Below are 20,716 nucleotides of genomic sequence, written 5' to 3'. Positions count from 1 at the left end.
TCATTACGCTGGAGTGGTCCAGGTTGCATTGAACTGAACTTTTACGTCACCCGTCCAGTAACCATCCGGCAGCGCAGAATAGTCAGTTACAGCAGTCGAACCGTCTGAAGTCGCTGAAGCGATGGAGAATTTGAAGCTGGACTGATCGCTTACACGCTCAGCGCCGTTATAGGCGCCATCGGCCAGCAGGCTTTCCAGACCTGAAGTGGAAGCCGCATTCACCAGAACGGTTTCGGCAGAGTTAGACAGCGCCTGACCATTCCATGCCACGCCCACATTCAGGGTAGATGCATCACCGCTTGCATTGGTCAGCGTATTGCTGATGACCTGAGCAGTCAGTTCAAAATCGGTTGCACTTTCCTGTCCCTGAATCGTCACATCAAAAGCGCCATCCTGAGTGTTAAACCCATTCAGGCCCTCTGCATACTGGAACGTCAGCGAGTTCAATGGGGTCACGACCAGCAGGCTGGTTGTATCTTTCGTGGCCGTTGCATCCCATGATGCGGTGGCAGATGCCGTAACATCAGCCATAGCATTTGCAGCAGCAAATACAGAAACCAGAGAGGCCACCAGTAATAATTTTTTCATTTTCATCTCCTGAGAACAAACGTACTGCCAGGTGCCATTTAATAAATAACCTGGAAGCTCCATTTAAATGCGAACGGGATTTACCGCGCCAAAAAAGTATTATTTGAATTATGTTTCAGGACAACCAAGCGAATGACGAAAAAACCCTCCGCTGTTAGGATTTTTCTCATAATCATTCATGACGAGATCGCTTAAATAAAAACATAAAACCATTTAAATAACATTTTTAAAATAAAAATCTATAATTATCGCAATTTTAGGCAATTTGAACTGTTTTAGCTTTTTGATACAAATCAAAAGTGGTGCATTGAAGGGAATAACAAAAACATATTTCAAATCAAATAAATACGTCACATTGCAAAAAATCATTAGTTTGTTAATGATTTGATAACAAGATGAAAAATATTGGTATATCAGAGAATATTCCGATCCTTACATGATGAATAATGAAATTTTCCTAAAGACAAATTAAATAATAAAACCAATTGTTATCTTTCTCCGTTTCTCACCCGGCAGATAAATAATAAGAATATTTCAGGTGGCAGGGAATATTCCTGGTAAATTATGCACTGGCAATTGATCCGATTTGAAGGCCGTCTCACGCCGCGCCCCTCCCCCTGCCAATCAGACAAATCCAGACAGTCTTCCATATTTCCTCCATTTTTCTGCCGTGTTGCCTGACTAAACTAGTATCATTCCCCGAAGTATTCAGGCTGAGAACGTATAACGATGAAAGGCAGTAACAAATCCCGCTGGGCAATCGCCGCTGGCATCATTGTGGTGGCTCTTGCCGCCGCCTGGTTCTGGCACAATCACTCTTCTGACACTTCCGCAGGTGCCAGCAGCCCATCACAGCGTCCCGCGAGTGGCGGACGTCACGGCATGCGCGGCGGTGCGCTGGCTCCCGTTCAGGCGGCTACTGCGGTAAATAAAGCGGTGCCCCGTTATCTCTCCGGGCTGGGAACCATTACCGCCGCCAACACCGTTACGGTTCGCAGCCGTGTGGACGGGCAACTGATGGCGCTTCACTTCCAGGAAGGCCAGCAGGTTAAAGCCGGGGACTTACTGGCAGAAATTGACCCAAGCCAGTTTAAAGTCACCCTCGCGCAGGCGCAGGGCCAGCTCGCGAAAGACAAGGCCACGCTCGCGAACGCCCGACGCGATTTGGCACGCTACCAGCAACTGGTGAAAACCAACCTGGTATCGCGTCAGGAACTGGATACGCAGCAGTCTCTGGTCAGCGAAGCGCTGGGCACCCTTAAAGCTGACGAAGCCGCCGTGGCCAGCGCACAGTTACAGCTCGACTGGAGCCGCATCACCGCCCCGATTGACGGCCGCGTCGGTCTGAAGCAGGTTGATATTGGCAACCAGATTTCCAGCGGCGATACCACCGGTATCGTGGTCATCACCCAGACGCATCCTGTCGATTTAGTCTTTACCCTGCCGGAGAGCGACATCGCAACCGTGGTTCAGGCGCAAAAAGCCGGCAAAGGGCTGGTTGTGGAGGCCTGGGATCGCACCAACAAGCAAAAATTGAGCGAAGGCACCCTGCTCAGTCTGGATAACCAGATTGACACCACCACCGGCACCATCAAGTTAAAAGCCCGCTTTAACAATCAGGATGATGCGCTTTTCCCGAATCAGTTCGTGAATGCGCGGATGCTGGTCGCGACACAAGAAAATGCGGTCGTTATCCCGACGGCGGCGCTGCAGATGGGCAACGAAGGGAATTTTGTCTGGGTGCTTAACAGCGAGAATAACGTCAGCAAGCATCTGGTGAAAACCGGCATTCAGGACAGCCAGACGGTGGTGATCAGCGCCGGCCTTTCCGCAGGTGACCGCGTGGTTACCGACGGCATTGATCGTCTCACCGAGGGGGCGAAAGTCGAAGTGGTAGAAGGCCAGCAACAGCCTGCTAAGCAGGGAGCGACTTCCTGATGCAGGTTATGCCACCGAGCTCTACAGGTGGGCCTTCACGCCTGTTTATTCTGCGCCCTGTTGCCACCACGCTGTTAATGGTGGCAATCCTGCTGGCCGGGATTATTGGCTATCGCTTCCTGCCCGTCTCGGCGCTGCCGGAAGTGGATTATCCCACCATCCAGGTGGTCACACTTTATCCGGGTGCGAGCCCGGATGTGGTGACGTCGGCCATCACCGCGCCGCTGGAGCGCCAGTTTGGTCAGATGTCTGGCCTGAAGCAAATGTCCTCGCAAAGCTCCGGCGGAGCATCCGTGGTGACGCTGCAGTTCCAGCTTACGCTCTCACTCGACGTTGCCGAACAGGAAGTACAGGCCGCGATTAACGCAGCCACCAACCTGCTGCCATCGGACCTGCCCAATCCACCGGTCTACAGCAAAGTAAACCCGGCGGATCCGCCGATCATGACGCTCGCCGTCACCTCCTCCGCCATGCCGATGACTCAGGTCGAAGACATGGTCGAAACGCGCGTGGCACAGAAAATTTCACAGGTCTCTGGCGTGGGGCTGGTTACGCTTGCCGGGGGTCAACGTCCGGCGGTGCGCGTGAAGCTCAATGCCCAGGCCATTGCCGCGCTGGGCCTCACCAGCGAAACCATCCGCAGCGCCATCAGTAACGCCAACGTCAACTCGGCGAAAGGCTCGCTTGATGGCCCAACCCGGGCCGTGACCCTTTCGGCGAACGATCAAATGCAGTCCGCGGATGAATATCGACAGTTGATCGTCGCGTACCAGAACGGTGCGCCGGTGCGTCTGGGCGATGTGGCAACCGTTGAGCAAGGTGCGGAAAATAGCTGGCTCGGCGCCTGGGCCAACAAACAGCAGGCAATCGTGATGAACGTCCAGCGCCAGCCGGGTGCCAATATCATTGAAACCGCAGACAGCATTCGCACTATGCTGCCGCAGCTGATTGAAAGCCTGCCCAGGTCAGTTAGCGTGAAAGTGCTGTCTGACCGGACCACCAATATTCGCGCGTCCGTGACTGACACCCAGTTTGAACTGATGCTGGCGATTGCGCTGGTGGTAATGATCATCTACCTGTTCCTGCGTAACGTCCCGGCAACCCTCATTCCTGCCGTCGCCGTGCCGCTCTCACTGGTGGGAACATTTGCCGTCATGGTGTTCCTCGATTTTTCGATAAACAACCTGACGCTGATGGCCCTTACCATTGCCACCGGCTTTGTGGTCGATGACGCTATCGTTGTTATCGAGAACATCTCGCGCTATATCGAAAAAGGTGAAAAACCGTTAGCCGCGGCGCTGAAAGGGGCGGGCGAGATCGGCTTTACCATTATCTCCCTCACCTTCTCACTGATTGCGGTACTGATCCCACTGCTGTTTATGGGCGATATCGTCGGGCGTTTGTTCCGCGAATTTGCCGTGACGCTGGCCGTCGCCATTCTGATTTCCGCCGTGGTGTCACTGACCCTCACGCCAATGATGTGCGCCCGTATGCTGAGCCACGCCTCCCTGCGCAAGCAAAACCGCTTCTCGCGCGCCTCTGAGCGGATGTTCGAACGCATTATTGCCGCTTACGGACGGGTGCTGGCGAAAGTGCTTAACCATCCATGGGCAACCCTTGGCGTGGCGCTTGGTACGCTGGCGCTCAGCGTTATGCTGTGGATTTTCATCCCGAAAGGCTTCTTCCCGATTCAGGACAATGGCATTATCCAGGGCACGCTTCAGGCACCGCAGACGGTCTCCTTCGCTAACATGGCGCAGCGTCAGCAGCAGGTGTCAGAGATCATCATGAAAGATCCGGCAGTAGAGAGCCTGACCTCGTATGTCGGTGTCGATGGCACCAACCCGTCGCTGAACAGTGCCCGCCTGCAGATCAACCTTAAACCGCTTGACGATCGCGACGACCGCGTGCAGACGGTAATCGACCGCCTGCAAACTGCCGTAGCGCGCGTCCCGGGTATTGAGCTGTACCTCCAGCCGATTCAGGATTTAACCATCGATACCCAGGTGAGCCGTACCCAGTACCAGTTCACGCTGCAGGCCACCACCCTTGATGCGCTCACCACCTGGGTACCGCAACTGGTGGATAAACTCAACGCCCTGCCGCAGCTCTCGGACGTCAGCAGCGACTGGCAGGACAAAGGGCTGGCGGCGTATGTGAACGTCAACCGCGATACCGCCAGCCGGCTTGGGATCACCATGGCCGACGTGGATAATGCGCTGTATAACGCATTCGGTCAGCGTCTGATCTCCACCATCTATACCCAGGCGAATCAGTATCGCGTGGTGCTGGAACACAACACGGAAAACACGCCCGGCCTGGCCGCGCTCGATTCGGTGCGCCTGACCAGCAAAGACGGGGGCATCGTGCCCCTCAGCGCCATCGCGACGGTGGAAGAGCGCTACACACCGCTGTCGATTAACCATCTGGATCAGTTCCCGTCCACCACCATCTCGTTTAACGTACCGGACGGTTATTCGCTGGGCGAAGCGGTGGAGTCCATTCTGGCCGCAGAGAAGACGCTGAACTTCCCGTCCGATATTCAGACCCAGTTCCAGGGCAGCACGCTGGCGTTCCAGGCCGCGCTGGGCAACACCATCTGGCTGATTGTCGCGGCCGTGGTGGCGATGTATATCGTGCTCGGTGTGCTGTATGAAAGCTTTATTCACCCTATTACCATCCTCTCCACCCTGCCAACGGCGGGCGTGGGGGCACTGCTGGCATTGATGCTGGCGGGGAGCGAGCTGGACGTGATTGCCATCATTGGGATCATCCTGCTTATCGGGATCGTGAAGAAAAACGCCATCATGATGATCGACTTTGCCCTTGCCGCCGAGCGCGAGCAGGGGATGTCGCCGCGCGAGGCAATTTTCCAGGCCTGCCTGCTGCGTTTTCGCCCGATCCTGATGACCACGCTCGCCGCCCTGCTAGGTGCCCTGCCGCTGATGCTCAGTACCGGTGTTGGTGCCGAGCTGCGTCGTCCGCTGGGGATTGGTATGGTCGGTGGCCTGCTAGTTAGCCAGGTCCTGACCCTGTTCACCACGCCGGTCATTTATCTGCTGTTTGACCGTCTGGCGCTGTGGACGAAAAGCCGCTTCCCGAAACGTGAAGAGGAGGCGTAAATGAAGTTTTTCGCCCTCTTCATTTATCGCCCGGTGGCGACGATTTTACTCTCACTCGCCATCACCCTGTGCGGCGTCCTGGGCTTCCGGCTGCTGCCGGTGGCCCCGCTGCCGCAGGTGGATTTCCCGGTGATCATGGTCAGCGCCTCGCTGCCCGGTGCATCACCGGAAACCATGGCCTCGTCGGTTGCCACACCGCTGGAACGTTCACTCGGGCGAATTGCCGGGGTCAACGAGATGACCTCCAGCAGCTCGCTTGGCAGCACGCGTATCATTCTGGAATTCAGCTTCGACCGGGATATTAACGGCGCCGCGCGCGATGTGCAGGCGGCGATCAACGCCGCGCAGAACCTGCTACCGAGCGGGATGCCGGGCCGTCCGACATACCGTAAAGCGAACCCGTCCGATGCGCCGATCATGATCCTGACGCTTACCTCGGACACCTATTCGCAGGGGCAACTGTACGATTTCGCCTCCACCCAACTGGCGCAGACCCTCGCCCAGATTAACGGCGTGGGTGATGTCAGCGTTGGCGGAAGCTCTCTGCCCGCCGTGCGCGTGGGCTTAAACCCGCAGGCGCTGTTTAACCAGGGTGTTTCACTGGACGATGTGCGCTCCGCCATCAGCAATGCAAACGTGCGCAAACCGCAGGGGGCCATTGAGAACAGTAGCCACCGCTGGCAGATCCAGACTAACGATGAGCTGAAAACCGCTGCGGAATACCAGCCGTTGATCATTCACTACAACAACGGTGCGGCGGTGCGCCTGAGCGATGTCGCGAGCGTCACCGACTCGGTGCAGGACGTGCGTAACGCCGGGATGACCAACGCCAAACCGGCCATTTTGCTGATGATCCGCAAACTGCCGGAAGCCAACATTATTGAGACGGTGAACGGTATCCGCGCGAGATTGCCGGAACTCCAGCAGACCATCCCGGCGGCGATCGATCTGCAGATTGCCCAGGATCGTTCCCCCACCATTCGCGCCTCGCTTGAAGAGGTGGAGCAGACGCTTGTGATCTCCGTTGCGCTGGTGATTCTGGTGGTCTTCCTGTTTCTGCGTTCAGGCCGGGCCACGCTGATCCCCGCGGTGGCAGTGCCTGTCTCGCTGATAGGGACTTTCGCGGCGATGTACCTGTGCGGATTTAGCCTTAACAACCTGTCGCTGATGGCGCTGACGATTGCCACCGGCTTCGTCGTGGATGACGCCATTGTGGTGCTGGAGAACATCTCGCGCCATCTGGAGGCGGGGATGAAACCGCTGCAGGCCGCGCTGCAGGGAACGCGTGAAGTGGGCTTTACGGTACTGTCGATGAGCCTGTCGCTGGTGGCGGTGTTCCTGCCGTTACTGCTGATGGGCGGCCTCCCTGGCCGGCTGTTACGGGAATTTGCCGTCACGCTCTCGGTCGCCATCGGTATTTCATTGATCGTGTCCCTCACGCTCACGCCGATGATGTGCGGCTGGATGTTAAAACGCAGCAAGCCCCACTCTCAGCCGCGCCGTAAGGGGTTTGGTCGCTTCCTGCTGGCGATGCAGGAAAGCTATGGCAAGTCCCTGAAGTGGGTGCTGAGGCATACGCGCATCGTCGGCCTGGTGCTGATTGGCACCATCGTGCTCAACGTCTGGATGTACATTACTATCCCCAAAACCTTCTTCCCGGAGCAGGACACCGGGGTGCTGATGGGCGGGATCCAGGCAGACCAGAGTATTTCGTTTCAGGCCATGCGCGGCAAGCTGCAGGACTTTATGAAGATCATCCGCGAAGATAAAGCGGTAGATAACGTAACCGGCTTTACCGGCGGTTCGCGGGTGAACAGCGGGATGATGTTTATCACCCTGAAGCCGCGTGACGAGCGCAATGAAACCGCCCAGCAGGTTATCGACCGCCTGCGCGTGAAGCTCGCCAAAGAGCCGGGCGCTAATCTGTTTTTGATGGCCGTTCAGGATATCCGCGTCGGCGGGCGTCAGGCTAACGCCAGCTATCAGTACACGTTACTCTCTGACGATTTAGCCGCCCTGCGCGAGTGGGAGCCTAAGATCCGCAAGGCGCTGGCCGCCCTGCCACAGCTGGCGGACGTTAACTCCGATCAGCAGGACAACGGCGCAGAAATGGCGCTAACCTACAATCGTGAAACCATGTCACGTCTGGGGATTAACGTCGATGCCGCCAACAGCCTGCTGAACAATGCCTTCGGCCAGCGTGAGATTTCCACCATCTACCAGCCCATGAACCAATACAAGGTGGTGATGGAGGTGGACCCACGTTACACCCAGGACATCAGCGCGCTGGACAACATGTTTGTGATTAATAACGACGGTAAGGCGATCCCGCTCTCTTACTTTGCCAGCTGGCAGCCGGCGAACGCGCCGCTGTCGGTGAACCACCAGGGCCTTTCGGCGGCATCGACCCTCTCCTTTAACCTGCCAGCCGGTTCGTCCCTCTCTGAGGCCAGCGATGCGATCAACCGTGCGATGACCCAGCTTGGCGTGCCGTCCACGGTACGCGGCAGTTTTGCCGGTACCGCGCAGGTGTTCCAGGAGACGATGAATTCGCAGGTGATTTTGATTCTGGCCGCCATTGCGACGGTCTATATCGTGCTGGGCGTGCTTTATGAAAGCTACGTCCATCCGCTGACCATTCTCTCCACGCTGCCGTCGGCGGGCGTCGGGGCGCTGCTGGCGCTGGAGCTGTTCGGCGCACCCTTCAGCCTGATTGCGCTGATTGGTATCATGCTGTTAATTGGCATCGTGAAGAAAAACGCCATTATGATGGTGGACTTCGCGCTGGACGCCCAGCGAAATGGCAACCTGACGCCAGAAGAGGCCATATTCCAGGCCTGTCTGCTGCGTTTTCGCCCGATCATGATGACCACGCTGGCGGCGCTGTTTGGCGCGCTGCCGCTGGTGATTTCCGGCGGCGACGGCTCAGAATTGCGCCAGCCGCTGGGGATCACCATTGTCGGGGGGCTGGTGATGAGCCAGCTGCTGACGCTCTACACCACGCCGGTGGTCTATCTGTTCTTTGACCGCCTGCGGGTGCGTTTTTCGCGTAAAAACAGAACGACGGTAACCGAATAAATGACCGACCTCCCACGTCACGTGCGCTGGCAGCTGTGGATTGTCGCCTTCGGCTTCTTTATGCAGTCGCTGGATACAACCATCGTCAATACCGCCCTCCCCTCGATGGCAAAAAGCCTGGGGGAGAGTCCGCTGCATATGCATATGGTGATTGTCTCCTATGTATTAACGGTGGCCGTTATGCTTCCGGCCAGCGGCTGGCTGGCGGACAAAGTGGGCGTGCGGAATATCTTTTTCACCGCCATCGTGCTGTTTACCACAGGCTCGCTGTTTTGCGCCCAGGCGAATACGCTGGATCAACTGGTGATGGCCCGCGCGTTACAGGGCATTGGCGGGGCGATGATGGTGCCTGTCGGGCGGCTGACGGTGATGAAGATTGTGCCCCGCGAGCAGTATATGGCCGCGATGACCTTCGTCACCCTGCCCGGCCAGGTCGGCCCGCTGCTTGGCCCGGCGCTGGGTGGAGTGCTGGTGGAGTATGCCTCCTGGCACTGGATCTTCTTAATCAACCTGCCGGTGGGCATCATCGGCGCGATTGCCACCCTGATGCTGATGCCTAACTACACCATGCAGACCCGGCGCTTCGATTTCCTGGGCTTTATCCTGCTGGCAGCGGGGATGGCGATGCTCACCCTCGCGCTTGATGGCCAAAAAGGCCTCGGGATTTCCGCCCTGACGCTTGGCCTTCTGGTGGCGCTCGGCATTACCGCTATCCTGTGGTATCTCTGGCATGCCAGAGGTAACGAGAGCGCGTTGTTCACGCTCGATCTGTTTAAAAACCCCACCTATCGTCTGGGCCTGTTCGGGAGCTTTGCCGGGCGCGTCGGCAGCGGCATGTTGCCCTTTATGACGCCGGTCTTTTTGCAGATTGGAATGGGATTTTCACCGTTTCACGCCGGGTTGATGATGATCCCGATGGTACTTGGCAGCATGGGAATGAAACGTATCGTGGTGCAGGTGGTTAACCGTTTTGGTTATCGCCACGTTCTGGTTGCCGCGACGCTTGGGTTGGCCCTGGTGAGCCTGCTGTTTATGGCCGTGGCGCTGCTGGGCTGGTACTACGCGCTGCCGCTGGTGCTGTTCTGTCAGGGCATAATTAACTCTGTGCGCTTTTCGTCAATGAATACCCTGACGTTAAAAGCACTCCCGGATGACCTGGCGAGCAGCGGAAACAGCCTGCTGTCGATGATCATGCAGCTCTCCATGAGCGTAGGGGTGACCCTTGCCGGTTTACTGCTCGGCATGTACGGACAGCATCATCTCAGCGTCGACACGCCGGTCGCCCATCAGGTCTTTTTGTATACCTATCTCAGCATGGCGGTGATTATCGCCCTGCCCGCGTTCATCTTCGCCAGAGTGCCGGATGATACCCGTAAGAACGTCGTTATCCGACACGGCAAAAGGAGTGCACCATGAAATTCTGGCGTCCGGGCATTACCGGTAAACTCTTTGTGGCGATATTTGCCACCTGTATCGTGCTGCTGGTCACCATGCACTGGGCCGTGCGGGTCAGTTTCGAACGGGGTTTTATTGATTACATCAAGCATGGTAATGAACAGCGTTTACAGGGGCTGAGCGATGCGCTGAGCGATCAGTATGCCCTGCACGGTAACTGGCGTTTTCTGCGCAATAACGACCGCTTCGTATTCCAGATCCTGCGCTCGCTTGAGCATGATACCGGTGACGATCGCCCGGGGCCCGGGATGCCGCCGCACGGCTGGCGCACCCAGTTCTGGGTGATAGACCAGGATATGCGCGTACTGGTTGGCCCGCGCGCGCCCATTCCGCCAGATGGCACAAAGCGGGCGATCACAGTGAATAACGCCACCGTAGGCTGGGTGATCGCCTCGCCGGTTGAACGCCTGACGCGCAACACCGATATCAACTTTGATCGCCAGCAGCGCCGCACCAGCTGGTTGATTGTCGCGCTCTCCACCCTGCTGGCCGCGCTCGCGACCTTCCCGCTGGCCCGCGGTCTGCTCGCGCCGGTTAAACGGCTGGTGGAAGGGACGCATAAGCTGGCCGCCGGGGATTTCTCCACCCGCGTCGATACCCGTAGCCAGGACGAACTCGGCAAGCTGGCGCAGGACTTTAACCAGCTCGCCAGCACCCTGGAAAAAAACCAGCAGATGCGACGCGATTTTATGGCCGATATTTCCCATGAACTCCGCACGCCGCTGGCGGTGCTGCGCGGCGAGCTGGAAGCTATTCAGGACGGCGTGCGTCAGTTCACTCCCGAATCGGTGGCCTCGCTGCAGGCGGAAGTGGGCACGCTGACCAAACTGGTCGATGACCTCCACCAGCTCTCCATGTCGGACGAAGGCGCGCTGGCCTATCAGAAAGCACCCGTCGATGTGATAAACGTGCTGGAGGTGGTAAGCGGTGCCTTCCGCGAGCGTTTCGCCAGCCGCAACCTGAAAATCGATCTCTCACTGCCTGACAGCGCCGTGGTGTTTGGCGACAAAGACCGCCTGATGCAGCTGTTCAACAATCTGCTGGAAAATAGCCTGCGCTACACCGACAGCGGCGGTGGCCTGCATATTTCCGGCAAACAAGAAAACGTGCATTTTGCCCTGACCTTTGCGGATTCCGCCCCCGGCGTGCAGGATGCACAGCTGGAAAAACTGTTTGAGCGATTTTATCGCACCGAAGGCTCCCGCAATCGCGCCAGCGGCGGGTCCGGTCTGGGACTGGCGATTTGCGTAAACATCGTCGAGGCCCATAATGGCACGATCCGCGCCGCCCATTCGCCTTTTGGCGGGGTAAGCATTACAGTAGAGTTACCTCTGGAACGGGATTTATCGAGAGAAGCATGACCGAGTTACCGATTGACGAAAACACGCCACGCATTTTGATTGTCGAAGACGAGCCGAAGCTCGGGCAGTTACTGATCGACTATTTACGCGCGGCAAGCTATGCCCCCACGCTTATCAGCCATGGCGATCAGGTGCTGCCTTATGTGCGCCAGACGCCGCCGGACCTGATCCTGCTGGATCTGATGCTCCCCGGAACCGATGGCCTGACCCTGTGCCGGGAAATTCGTCGCTTCTCAGACGTGCCGGTGGTGATGGTGACGGCGAAAATCGAAGAGATCGACCGCCTGCTGGGCCTCGAAATTGGCGCGGATGATTACATCTGCAAGCCATACAGCCCGCGTGAAGTGGTCGCGCGCGTAAAAACCATTCTGCGCCGCTGTAAGCCCCATCGTGAACTGCAGGTACTGGACGCGGAAAGCCCACTTATCGTCGATGAAAGCCGTTTCCAGGCGAGCTGGCGCGGCAAGCTGCTGGATCTCACCCCCGCCGAATTCCGCCTGTTGAAAACCCTCTCCCACGAGCCGGGGAAGGTCTTCTCCCGCGAGCAACTGCTGAACCGTCTGTATGATGATTACCGCGTCGTGACTGACCGTACCATCGACAGCCATATTAAAAACCTGCGCCGCAAGCTGGAAGCGCTCGATGCGGAGCAGTCATTTATCCGCGCGGTGTATGGCGTGGGATACCGATGGGAAGCCGATGCCTGCAGGATAGCCTGAGCATTTAGTTTACCGAACCCGCCTGCTGGCGGGTTTTTCATTTCTGGAAAGCAACGAAGAATCAACCATACTCACATTACCGGTTCGCTTATTGATAACTGGTGCAGATAATTCCACTTCGTTCAAGGAGTTCCTATGTCTGGTTGGTTCGAGTTAAACAAAAGCAGTGATGGTCAGTTCAGGTTTGTTCTCAAAGCAGGAAACGGAGAAACGATCCTGACCAGTGAGCTTTACACCACCAAAAATTCCGCCGAAAACGGTATCGCCTCCGTTCGCACCAATAGCCCTTCTGATGAACGTTATGAGAAGAAAGTGGCCACCAACGGTAAATTCCACTTCAATCTGAAGGCCGGGAATCATCAGGTTATTGGCAGCAGCCAGATGTATGCCTCGGAACAGTCGCGAGATAAAGGCATCGCGTCGGTCAAAACTAACGGTTCAAGCCAGACGGTAAAAGACAATACCTGACGACACGCCTCCGGCCGGGTTAGCGATGGTACGACCCGGCGCTTTACCTCCCTGTCCCTCAGCGCTACAATGCCCGCCCTTAAAGTGGGGGATCTCCCCTTACCGCTGCACCTGGTGCATGCGGATCTGACCTGTCATCAGAACGAGAACAAACATGTTTAAACCGGAACTCCTTTCCCCGGCGGGAACGCTGCAAAATATGCGTTACGCTTTCGCCTATGGTGCTGACGCCGTCTATGCTGGCCAGCCGCGCTACTCACTGCGCGTGCGTAACAATGAATTCAACCACGAGAACCTGCAGCTCGGCATTAACGAAGCACATGCCCTGGGCAAAAAATTCTACGTGGTGGTCAACATTGCGCCGCATAACGCCAAGCTGAAAACGTTCATTCGCGATCTGAAGCCGGTGGTTGATATGGGACCGGACGCACTGATCATGTCGGACCCGGGTTTAATTATGCTGGTTCGGGAGAACTTCCCGGAGATGGATATTCACCTCTCCGTTCAGGCCAACGCCGTTAACTGGGCAACGGTGAAATTCTGGAAACAGATGGGGCTGACCCGCGTCATTCTGTCTCGTGAACTTTCGCTGGAAGAGATTGAAGAGATCCGCACGCAGGTGCCGGATATGGAAATCGAAATCTTCGTTCACGGCGCGCTGTGCATGGCCTACTCCGGTCGTTGCCTGCTCTCGGGATACATCAACAAGCGTGACCCGAACCAGGGTACCTGCACCAACGCCTGCCGCTGGGAATATAACGTTGAGGAAGGCAAAGAAGACGACATCGGCAATATCGTCCACAAACATGAGCCTATCCCGGTGACCAACGTGGAGCCAACCTTAGGCATCGGCGCGCCAACTGACAGCGTGTTCATGATTGAAGAGGCCAAACGTCCGGGTGAGTACATGACCGCCTTTGAAGACGAGCATGGCACTTACATCATGAACTCCAAAGACCTGCGTGCGATTGCGCACGTTGAGCGTCTGACGCAGATGGGCGTGCATTCCCTGAAAATTGAAGGCCGTACCAAGTCCTACTACTACTGCGCGCGTACTGCTCAGGTGTACCGTAAAGCCATCGACGATGCCGCTGCCGGCAAGCCGTTCGATACCAGCCTGCTGGAAACCCTGGAAGGCCTGGCGCATCGCGGTTATACCGAAGGCTTCCTGCGTCGTCACACCCATGACGATTACCAGAACTACGAACACGGCTATTCCGTTTCCGAGCGCCAGCAGTTTGTCGGTGATTTTACCGGTGAGCGCAAAGGTGCGCTGGCCGCCGTTGCGGTCAAGAACAAATTCACCAAAGGCGACAGCCTGGAGTTAATGACCCCGCAGGGCAACATGAACTTCACCCTGGAACATCTGGAAAACGGTAAAGGCGAAGCAATTGACGTGGCGCCAGGCAACGGCCATACCGTCTGGCTGCCGGTACCCGAAGAAGTGGAGCTGGAGTTTGCGCTGCTGATGCGTAATTTCAACGGTGAAAGTACCCGTAACCCGCACAGTAAATAATCAAGCAGGGAAATTTTTTCGCGCTGGGATAATTCTTAGAATCGGATCACATACCGCTTCGTTCAATACGGGTATTATCCCCCCGCTGAAAAACATAACCCATAAATGCTAGCTGTACCAGGAACCACCTCCTTAGCCTGCGTAATCTCCCTTACGCGGGCTTATTTTTTGCCTTTCATCCTGTTCTTACCCGCTTTTTTCCTCCCTGCTATACACTCTTACTAACGCTAAAAAAGGGAGCAGCGCGGATGGCAATCTATCCAGACAGTTTATTGATTCTCAATGGCAAAAGTGCGGGCAACGATTTGTTGCGCCAGGCAGTGACGGATTTGCGTGAAGACGGTGCACGTATACACGTACGAGTGACGTGGGAAAAAGGTGATGCGGCACGCTATATCGACGAAGGCCTGAAGCTCGGGGTCGAAACCATTATTTCTGGCGGGGGCGATGGCACCATTAATGAAATTGCTGGCGCTCTGATAGATCTTCCCGCAACCGACCGCCCGGTGATGGGCATTTTGCCGCTCGGTACGGCCAACGATTTCGCCACCAGCGCCGGCATCCCCGAAGAGCTGGGAAAAGCCTTGCAGCTGGCTATCCTCGGCAAAGCCACCGCCGTGGATATTGCTCAGGTGAATGAAAAAACCTGTTTTATTAATATGGCGACCGGTGGATTCGGGACGCGCATTACCAGCGAAACCCCTGAAAAACTGAAGGCAGCGCTGGGCGGCGTCTCGTATCTGATCCACGGCCTGATGCGCATGGATACCCTGAAGCCGGACCGCTGTGAGATTCACGGCGAGAACTTTCAGTGGCAGGGTGATGCGCTGGTGATTGGTATCGGCAATGGCCGTCAGGCCGGTGGCGGACAGCAGTTATGCCCGGAGGCGCTGATCAATGATGGTCAGTTACAGCTGCGTATTTTCACGGGTGATGGCCTGCTGCCTGCGCTGTTTACCACCCTGACCCAGCCAGAAGAGAGCCCGAATATTATTGCCGGTAAATCCGCGTGGTTTGAAGTGAATGCCCCACACGGCATGACGTTTAATCTTGACGGGGAGCCGCTGAGCGGGAAGCAGTTCCGCATTGAGGTGTTACCGGGCGCGCTACAGTGCCGGCTGCCACCGGACTGCCAGCTTCTGCGTTGACAGTGTGGCCGGGCGGCGGTAACGCCTGACCCGGCCAGCGTTTTACAAAAAGTCTTAAGCGATAGTCACTTTGCTGTCCAGGTACACATCCTGCACGGCATTGATCAGCTTCACGCCGTCCGCCATCGATTTTTTAAACGCCTTACGGCCCAGGATCAGCCCCATACCGCCCGCGCGCTTATTGATAACCGCCGTGCGCACCGCATCGGAGAGATCGGTGTCGCCACCCGCCGCACCACCGGAGTTAATTAACCCGGCACGTCCCATATAGCAGTTCGCCAGCTGATAACGCACCAGGTCGATAGGGTTTTCGCTGGTCAGTTTGCTGTAGACCCGGTCATCGGTGTAACCGAAGTTTACCGCTTTATAACCGCCGTTATTTTCCGCCATCTTCTGCTTCACGATATCCGCGCCAATGGTCGCCGCCAGATGGTTCGCCTGGCCGGTCAGGTCGGCAGAAACGTGGTAGTCCACTCCGTCTTTCTTGAATGCGGAGTTACGCAGATACGCCCACAGAACGGTGACCATACCCAGCTCATGCGCGCGTTCGAAGGCAGCAGAAATTTCTTCAATCTGGCGACGCGACTGCTCAGAACCAAAGTAGATCGTCGCCCCAACCGCGACCGCACCCATATTGAACGCCTGCTCTACGCTGGCGTAAAGCGTCTGATCGTATTCGGTCGGGTAGCTCAGGGTTTCGTTGTGATTCAGTTTGACGAGGAATGGAATACGGTGGGCATAGCGACGCGATACGGAGGCCAGTACGCCATAGGTGGACGCCACGCAGTTACAGCCCGCTTCTATCGCCAGTTCGACGATGTTCTTCGGATCGAAATACAGCGGGTTCGCCGCAAAGGAGGCGCCCGCGGAGTGCTCAACGCCCTGGTCAACCGGCAGAATAGAAAGATACCCGGTTCCCCCCAGTCGCCCGGTATTATAGAGGGTCTGCATATTTCGCAGTACCGCAGGCGGACGGTTGTTATCAACCATCACGCGGTCGACGTAATCATGGCCAGGCAGATAAAGCTGGTCGGCTGGAATGGTCATACAACGATGCTGTAAAAGGCTGTCGGCGTCTTTGCCAAGCAACTGCGCAATATCAGTCATGTGATGCTCCCGTAAGCCCGACGTAATGTCGGTGAGTGTTTATCCAGACCCATAGCGTTATGGGCAGACTAAGCCTGGTACTGACTTAACAGATTTTCCACCATTTGCATTTTTTTTCAGCACAATCTGCTGGCTCGATTCGTGTACAACAAAACTGTTACATTGATCAAACAATCACCGCAAAGGTATTTAAAAGGTATTATTAAGTGGTATGTTAAAGGCGTACCCTCTCTGACATGCAGGATTAAACAATGAAAACGAAAGTCCAACTGTCATTCATGATGTTTGTTGAATGGTTTATCTGGGGCGCGTGGTTTGTACCGCTGTGGCTGTGGCTGAGCAAAAGCGGTTTTACCGCCGGGGAAATTGGCTGGTCTTATGCCTGTACCGCGATTGCCGCGATCCTCTCCCCCATTCTGGTGGGTTCACTGACCGACCGCTTTTTCGCTGCGCAGAAAGTACTGGCCGTACTGATGTTCGCCGGTGCCATCGTGATGTACTTCGCCGCACAGCAAACCCAGTTCAGCACCTTTTTCCCGCTGCTGCTGATTTACTCCCTGACCTATATGCCGACCATTGCGCTGACCAACAGTATTGCCTTCGCCAATGTGGATGATGTGGAGGCTGATTTCCCGCGTATCCGCGTGATGGGCACCCTCGGCTGGATCGCCTCAGGACTGGCGTGCGGTTTCCTGCCGCAGATGATGGGCTATAACGACATTTCCGATACCAATATTCCGCTGCTGATGACGGCGGGCAGCTCCGCGCTGCTCGGTGTCTTTGCGCTGTTCCTGCCGAACACCCCGCCGAAGAGTACCGGCAAGATGGATTTCAAAGTCATGCTGGGGCTGGATGCGCTGATCCTGCTGCGCGATAAAAACTTCCTGGTGTTCTTCTTCTGCTCATTCCTGTTCGCGATGCCGCTGGCCTTCTATTACATCTTTGCTAACGGCTATCTCACCGAAGTGGGGATGAAAAACGCCACCGGCTGGATGACGCTCGGCCAGTTCTCCGAAATCTTCTTTATGCTGGCGCTGCCGTTCTTCACCAAACGCTTTGGTATTAAGAAGGTCTTGCTGCTGGGCCTGCTCACCGCCGCCATCCGCTATGGCTTCTTTGTTTACGGTGGTGCCGATCAGTACTTCACCTATGCCCTGCTGTTCCTCGGCATTCTGCTGCATGGCGTGAGCTACGACTTCTACTATGTGACCGCGTATATCTACGTGGATAAAAAAGCGCCGGTGCATATGCGCACCGCCGCACAAGGCCTGATTACGCTGTGCTGTCAGGGGTTTGGTAGCCTGTTAGGTTACCGCCTGGGCGGCGTGATGATGGAAAAAATGTTCGCATACAAAGAGCCGGTGAATGGGTTGACCTTCAACTGGGCCGGAATGTGGGCATTCGGAGGGATCATGATTGCCGTGATCGCCGTGCTGTTTATGCTGTTTTTCCGCGAATCGGACAAAGAGATCACCGCAATTGAGGTGGTTGAAGGCGATACCGCGCTGACACGAGGGGAAGTTAAATGAAACAAGAACGTGTTCTCGGTGCCCTTTACGGGCAAGCGTTAGGGGATGCGATGGGCATGCCGTCGGAGCTTTGGCCGAGAAAGCGCGTCAAAGCGCACTTCGGCTGGATCGACCGTTTTTTACCCGGACCGGCTGAAAATAACGCCGCCTGCTATTTTAAGCAGGCAGAATTCACCGACGATACGTCAATGGCGTTATGCCTGGCGGATGCGATTATCGAATGCGACGGGCAGGTCAACGCGGATGTTATCGGCAAACATATTCTGCACTGGGCGGAGTCGTTCGATGCGTTTAACAAGAATGTGTTAGGTCCGACATCGAAGATTGCGCTTAACGCCATTCGTGACGGCAAGCCGGTCAGTGAACTGGAAAACAACGGCGTCACCAACGGTGCGGCGATGCGCGCCTCTCCGCTGGGCTGCCTGCTGCCGGCCACGCGTCTGGAGCACTTTGTCGCAGAGGTGGCGCTGGCCTCAAGCCCGACCCATAAATCCGACCTCGCGATTGCCGGCGCGGTGGTGATAGCCTGGGCGGTGTCGCGTGCCATTGACGGTGAACGCTGGCAGAACATCGTCGATGCCCTGCCAGGCATTGCCCGCTACGCACAGGAAGCGAAAACAACCACCTTCAGCGCATCGCTGGCGGCACGGATTGAGCTCGCCCTTAAGACCGTGCGTGAAGCCAACGGCATCGATTCCGCCAGCGAGCAGGTTTACCAGCTTATTGGCGCGGGCACCAGCACGCTTGAGTCGGTTCCAGCGGCGATTGCGATGGTCGAACTGGCAGGCACCGACCCGAACCGCTGCGCCATTTTGTGCGCCAACCTCGGCGGTGATACGGACACCATCGGCGCGATGGCGACGGCAATCTGCGGTGCGCTTCACGGCGTACAGGCGATTGACCCGGCGTACAAGGAGGAACTCGACGCCGTAAACCGCCTCGACTTTAACCACTACTGTGAAAAACTGCTGCACTTCCGGGAGCAAAGGGAGGGCGTATGAGTGCTTTTGCTGCACGCCTTGAAACACTGCACGCCACTCGCCCGGTCACGGTGTTGGGTGCTGCGGTCATCGACGTGATCGCCGACGCCTATGCCCTGCCCTGGCGCGGGTGTGATATCGAACTCAAACAACAGGGTGTCAATATCGGCGGCTGTGCGCTGAATATTGCTATTGCGCTGAAACGGCTCGGGATCGCCGCGCAAAACGCGCTCCCTGTCGGTCACGGAGTGTGGGCAGACATCATCCGTAACGCCATGGCCAAACAGGATCTGCACAGCGTCATCGAAGTAGAAACGGGCGACAACGGCTGGTGTCTGGCGCTGGTCGAACCGGACGGTGAGCGGACCTTTATGTCGTTTAGCGGCGTGGAGAACCAGTGGCAACAGCGCTGGCTGGATGCGCTGCACGTGCCGTCTGAAAGCCTGGTCTACCTCTCAGGCTATCAGCTGGCGTCACCGTGCGGAGAGCGTCTGACGGCCTGGCTGGAAGGCCTGGAAAACATTACCGCGTTTATCGACTTTGGGCCGCGCATTGCCGATATTCCTGATGCGCTGATGGCGCGGATCATGGCCTGTAAGCCGATGGTATCGCTTAATCGCCAGGAAGCCGAGATGGCAGCGGGACGATTTGGCATGGAAGCTGAAACACTCGGCCCGCAGTGGCTACAGCGTTTTGGTTCTGCGCTGATTATTCGCCACGATAAAGACGGTGCCGCCTGGTATGAGGGTGATAAATCGGGCTACGTTCCGGCGTTTCCCGCAACCGTCGTCGACACGATCGGTGCGGGCGACAGCCACGCCGGTGGCACGCTTGCCGGGCTGGCGGCAGGATGGTCGCTGGCTGATGCCGTTACGCTTGGCAATGCAGTGGCAGCCTGGGTCGTTAGCCACCGCGGCGGCGACTGCGCGCCAGGGCGCGAGGCGTTACTCCTCGCACACAAAGACGTATAAATCGCTACGGCAGTAGCTGATGCTGAACTCAATGGGCCGGTTCTGCTGATCAAGTGCAACCTGCTTGATCACCAGCACCGGGATTTTGTCATCCATGCGGATATGCGTCTGAAACTCGCTGTCCGGCATGCGGGCACTGACGCGTGAGCGGGTGCGTTGCGGGAAGATATTCTGGCTACGGAAGTAGTCATACAGGGAAATCCCAATTGCATCCGGATCGTGAATCAACCCTACCGGCACCCAGGACTCCTCAATCGATACGGCGTCATCATCCACATAGCGGATGCGCTTAAGCAAAAAGACCTCGCTCTCCGGCGGTACTGACAGCTGGCTGGCCACCTCTTCCGGGCATTTCACCACCCGTTTATTCACCCACAGCGTGTTGGGCTTTTTGCCGCGCAGCACCACCTGCTGAGAAAAACCGCGCGCTTCCTTGAGCGAGTATTCAAAGATGTTATTGATTTGCGTCCCGTAGCCGCGGGCGCGCGTCACTACGCCCTCGGCTTCCAGAGCCTGCATCGCTTTGCGCACGGTAATGCGCGACACGCCGGTTAACTGACTGAGATCGCGCTCGCCGGGCAGTATATTCCCATGCTCCAGCACCCCGTTGCGTACCGCGTTTTTTACCGTTTCGGCAAATTTCAGATACAGCGGCGTGTTGTCCGGGGCGGCAATGCGTTCATTCAGTTGGTCGATTAACCGGGTATGCGCTTGTTCCATCTCTGTTTTTCTCAGG

At 56.6% G+C, this 20,716-nt stretch carries 15 protein-coding genes; 12 read left to right on the top strand and 3 right to left on the bottom strand.

Features of this window, described 5'->3' with window-relative positions; all coding sequences use genetic code 11:
- Positions 1-3: 3 nt before the first annotated feature.
- Positions 4-588 (bottom strand): common pilus major fimbrillin subunit EcpA, encoded by a 585-nt coding sequence (locus tag L466_RS13510; protein WP_020883247.1) that lies wholly within the window; start codon positions 586-588, stop codon positions 4-6.
- Positions 589-1,317: 729 nt separating this feature from the next.
- Here L466_RS13510 and L466_RS13515 point away from each other — a divergent pair.
- From L466_RS13515 to yegS, 9 genes are all read left to right on the top strand, one after another.
- A complete protein-coding gene (locus L466_RS13515) occupies positions 1,318-2,526 on the top strand; it encodes an MdtA/MuxA family multidrug efflux RND transporter periplasmic adaptor subunit (RefSeq protein ID WP_020883246.1) in 1,209 nt (402 codons plus the stop codon).
- Positions 2,526-5,648 (top strand): MdtB/MuxB family multidrug efflux RND transporter permease subunit, encoded by a 3,123-nt coding sequence (locus L466_RS13520; RefSeq protein WP_032680621.1) that lies wholly within the window; start codon positions 2,526-2,528, stop codon positions 5,646-5,648. The genes L466_RS13515 and L466_RS13520 overlap by 1 nt, the downstream gene beginning before the upstream one ends.
- Complete coding sequence (mdtC, locus tag L466_RS13525) at positions 5,649-8,726, top strand: multidrug efflux RND transporter permease subunit MdtC (protein WP_032680620.1); 3,078 nt, start codon at positions 5,649-5,651, stop codon at positions 8,724-8,726.
- Positions 8,727-10,142 carry an MFS transporter gene (locus L466_RS13530; protein WP_014170850.1) on the top strand — a complete coding sequence of 472 codons (1,416 nt, stop codon included), beginning with the start codon at positions 8,727-8,729 and terminating at the stop codon, positions 10,140-10,142.
- Entirely contained in the window at positions 10,139-11,542 is a 1,404-nt protein-coding gene (gene baeS / locus L466_RS13535; RefSeq protein WP_032680619.1) for an envelope stress sensor histidine kinase BaeS, read from the top strand. Before L466_RS13530 ends, baeS begins: the two co-directional genes overlap by 4 nt.
- A complete protein-coding gene (gene baeR / locus L466_RS13540; RefSeq protein ID WP_014170852.1) occupies positions 11,539-12,261 on the top strand; it encodes an envelope stress response regulator BaeR in 723 nt (240 codons plus the stop codon). Before baeS ends, baeR begins: the two co-directional genes overlap by 4 nt.
- A 135-nt stretch (positions 12,262-12,396) precedes the next feature.
- Complete coding sequence (locus L466_RS13545) at positions 12,397-12,729, top strand: YegP family protein (RefSeq protein ID WP_014170853.1); 333 nt, start codon at positions 12,397-12,399, stop codon at positions 12,727-12,729.
- A gap of 154 nt (positions 12,730-12,883) precedes the next feature.
- The gene (gene yegQ, locus L466_RS13550) at positions 12,884-14,245 is read left to right on the top strand and encodes a prephenate-dependent tRNA uridine(34) hydroxylase TrhP (protein WP_032680618.1); all 1,362 of its coding nucleotides are present in this window, start codon (positions 12,884-12,886) and stop codon (positions 14,243-14,245) included.
- Between the two features lie 248 nt (positions 14,246-14,493).
- The gene (yegS, locus tag L466_RS13555; RefSeq protein WP_014170856.1) at positions 14,494-15,393 is read left to right on the top strand and encodes a lipid kinase YegS; all 900 of its coding nucleotides are present in this window, start codon (positions 14,494-14,496) and stop codon (positions 15,391-15,393) included.
- Between the two features lie 54 nt (positions 15,394-15,447).
- Here yegS and fbaB read toward each other — a convergent pair whose 3' ends face one another.
- Positions 15,448-16,500 carry a class I fructose-bisphosphate aldolase gene (gene fbaB / locus L466_RS13560; protein ID WP_014170857.1) on the bottom strand — a complete coding sequence of 351 codons (1,053 nt, stop codon included), beginning with the start codon at positions 16,498-16,500 and terminating at the stop codon, positions 15,448-15,450.
- Positions 16,501-16,751: 251 nt separating this feature from the next.
- Here fbaB and L466_RS13565 point away from each other — a divergent pair, with 251 nt between their 5' ends.
- Genes L466_RS13565 through L466_RS13575 form a run of 3 tightly spaced genes read left to right on the top strand, consistent with a single transcriptional unit; the run spans position 16,752 to position 19,980 of the window.
- Positions 16,752-18,029 (top strand): nucleoside permease, encoded by a 1,278-nt coding sequence (locus tag L466_RS13565; RefSeq protein ID WP_020883238.1) that lies wholly within the window; start codon positions 16,752-16,754, stop codon positions 18,027-18,029.
- Entirely contained in the window at positions 18,026-19,030 is a 1,005-nt protein-coding gene (locus L466_RS13570) for an ADP-ribosylglycohydrolase family protein (protein ID WP_032680617.1), read from the top strand. Before L466_RS13565 ends, L466_RS13570 begins: the two co-directional genes overlap by 4 nt.
- The gene (locus L466_RS13575; RefSeq protein WP_032680616.1) at positions 19,027-19,980 is read left to right on the top strand and encodes a PfkB family carbohydrate kinase; all 954 of its coding nucleotides are present in this window, start codon (positions 19,027-19,029) and stop codon (positions 19,978-19,980) included. The genes L466_RS13570 and L466_RS13575 overlap by 4 nt, the downstream gene beginning before the upstream one ends.
- Here L466_RS13575 and L466_RS13580 read toward each other — a convergent pair.
- Positions 19,954-20,700, bottom strand: a complete 747-nt coding sequence (locus L466_RS13580; RefSeq protein ID WP_014170861.1) for a GntR family transcriptional regulator — start codon at positions 20,698-20,700, stop codon at positions 19,954-19,956. The genes L466_RS13575 and L466_RS13580 overlap by 27 nt on opposite strands.
- Between the last annotated feature and the right edge of the window lie 16 nt (positions 20,701-20,716).

The organism is Enterobacter sp. BIDMC 30 (genome assembly GCF_000534355.1).
In the GTDB taxonomy this organism is placed as follows: Bacteria; Pseudomonadota; Gammaproteobacteria; order Enterobacterales; family Enterobacteriaceae; genus Enterobacter; species Enterobacter ludwigii.
The sequence above is the reverse complement of the archived record's forward strand: the minus strand, read 5'-3'. Positions and strand labels throughout refer to the sequence as shown.

Excerpts from the sequence above, each read along its gene's own strand:
- L466_RS13510 (WP_020883247.1), bottom strand. The coding sequence starts at position 588 with ATGAAAAAATTATTACTGGTGGCCTCTCTGGTTTCTGTATTTGCTGCT.
- L466_RS13515 (WP_020883246.1), top strand. The coding sequence starts at position 1,318 with ATGAAAGGCAGTAACAAATCCCGCTGGGCAATCGCCGCTGGCATCATT.
- L466_RS13520 (WP_032680621.1), top strand. The coding sequence starts at position 2,526 with ATGCAGGTTATGCCACCGAGCTCTACAGGTGGGCCTTCACGCCTGTTT.
- mdtC (WP_032680620.1), top strand. The coding sequence starts at position 5,649 with ATGAAGTTTTTCGCCCTCTTCATTTATCGCCCGGTGGCGACGATTTTA.
- L466_RS13530 (WP_014170850.1), top strand. The coding sequence starts at position 8,727 with ATGACCGACCTCCCACGTCACGTGCGCTGGCAGCTGTGGATTGTCGCC.
- baeS (WP_032680619.1), top strand. The coding sequence starts at position 10,139 with ATGAAATTCTGGCGTCCGGGCATTACCGGTAAACTCTTTGTGGCGATA.
- baeR (WP_014170852.1), top strand. The coding sequence starts at position 11,539 with ATGACCGAGTTACCGATTGACGAAAACACGCCACGCATTTTGATTGTC.
- L466_RS13545 (WP_014170853.1), top strand. The coding sequence starts at position 12,397 with ATGTCTGGTTGGTTCGAGTTAAACAAAAGCAGTGATGGTCAGTTCAGG.
- yegQ (WP_032680618.1), top strand. The coding sequence starts at position 12,884 with ATGTTTAAACCGGAACTCCTTTCCCCGGCGGGAACGCTGCAAAATATG.
- yegS (WP_014170856.1), top strand. The coding sequence starts at position 14,494 with ATGGCAATCTATCCAGACAGTTTATTGATTCTCAATGGCAAAAGTGCG.
- fbaB (WP_014170857.1), bottom strand. The coding sequence starts at position 16,500 with ATGACTGATATTGCGCAGTTGCTTGGCAAAGACGCCGACAGCCTTTTA.
- L466_RS13565 (WP_020883238.1), top strand. The coding sequence starts at position 16,752 with ATGAAAACGAAAGTCCAACTGTCATTCATGATGTTTGTTGAATGGTTT.
- L466_RS13570 (WP_032680617.1), top strand. The coding sequence starts at position 18,026 with ATGAAACAAGAACGTGTTCTCGGTGCCCTTTACGGGCAAGCGTTAGGG.
- L466_RS13575 (WP_032680616.1), top strand. The coding sequence starts at position 19,027 with ATGAGTGCTTTTGCTGCACGCCTTGAAACACTGCACGCCACTCGCCCG.
- L466_RS13580 (WP_014170861.1), bottom strand. The coding sequence starts at position 20,700 with ATGGAACAAGCGCATACCCGGTTAATCGACCAACTGAATGAACGCATT.